The following is a 1,457-nucleotide window of genomic DNA, read 5'->3' on the forward strand; positions in this document are numbered from 1 at the left end:
CTTGCTGGACTGTATTGATGCGTGTTTCAACGAGCTAGGCCTTGCTGCAGCAACCGGTGAGGATCCGGTGTTTCGCGATCTGGTGCGTGCCCGGATCATCCATCCCGGCTCAAAGCTGGATTCCATCGAGACTCTTGCCGAGGTTGGCATCACCAGCGCAAGCTACCGCACCATCCAGAGGCGACTTCCCACCTTCGCAACCGAATCGTTCGGAGAGATACTAACCCAAGCGTTGGCCCATCATGCAGGTATCGGGCCAGGTACTTTTATCTTGTACGACGTGACCACCTTGTACTTTGAAACCGATACTCCTGATGAGCTTCGCAAACCCGGGTTTTCCAAAGAGCGCCGCCTCGAGCCGCAAATCCTTGTCGGGCTGCTTACTGATGCCACTGGGTTTCCATTGCATGTGGGCGCGTTTGCTGGCAACTCGGCAGAAACCCACACGATGCTGCCAATGATCACACGGTTCCAAGAGGCCTACCAACTCGACGAGGTCACCGTCGTTGCTGATGCAGGCATGTTCTCCGCGGCGAACAAACAAGCATTGATAGATGCAGGTCTGCACTATATTTTGTCGGTGAAAACCCCCACCGTGCCAGAGGTGATCGAAACCTGGCGGCGGGAAAACCCCGGTGACGACTACACCCACGGCCAGATCTGGACACAAGCCTCGGCAAGCGATGGGCGCAAACACACAACCCCGAATTCGGTGACCCACTTCCAGTACTCTCACGACCGGGCTAGGCGCAGCCTGCGCGGAATCAAAGAGCAAGTCGAAAAAGCAAAACGGGCTGTTGACGGCGATATCGCTATCAAGCGTAACCGCTATATCGATCTTTCCGCCCCGAACAAGAAGGTCAACTACGCTCTTGCTGCCAAGCACCGAGCCCTAGCCGGGATCAAAGGCTATGAAACCGACCTGACCGCTCTTGCCGCCCAAGAGGTTATCGGGCATTACCGCAGGCTATTCAACATTGAAAAGTCGTTTCGGATGTCGAAATCAGACCTGAAAGCACGCCCAATCTACGCCAGAAAACAAGACTCGATCACAGCACATCTCAACATTGTCATCGCAGCACTAGCCGTGGCCCACCTAATGGAGACCCGCAGTGGTCAATCCATCAAACGCCTCGTGAGAACACTCAAGAAATACCGCAGCTTTCAACTCAACATTGGTGGCGAAACCATCCACGCCGCCGTACCACTCCCGCCCGATATCACCGCCACCATCCAAACAATCTGAGGTTACCCTCGTTTAGTGGACACCCTATTTGTACGGATCTTGTGTCCGTAGGAGAGGATGTTCATTGTGAGTCAACAGCGCAAGAAGTACACGCCGGAGTACCGGCGTGAAGCCGCGAACCTTGTAATCGAGTCAGAGCGCCCGATCGCTCATGTGGCTAAGGAGATTGGCGTCTCCGCCGGGCTTTTAGGCCGGTGGGTCAAACTCGAGC

The 1,457-nt window shown here is 55.2% G+C and carries 2 protein-coding genes; both read left to right on the plus strand.

The genetic code is table 11. From position 1 onward, the window contains the following. Window positions 1–1,246 (plus strand): IS1634 family transposase (locus HMPREF2875_RS10480; RefSeq protein WP_141754620.1); only part of this gene is annotated, 1,246 nt, incomplete at its 5' end. 57 nt (window positions 1,247–1,303) lie between these two features. Continuing rightward, window positions 1,304–1,457 (plus strand): transposase (locus HMPREF2875_RS14180; protein WP_141754587.1); only part of this gene is annotated, 154 nt, incomplete at its 3' end.

The organism is Corynebacterium sp. HMSC078H07, from assembly GCF_001812805.1.
GTDB lineage: Bacteria > Actinomycetota > Actinomycetes > Mycobacteriales > Mycobacteriaceae > Corynebacterium.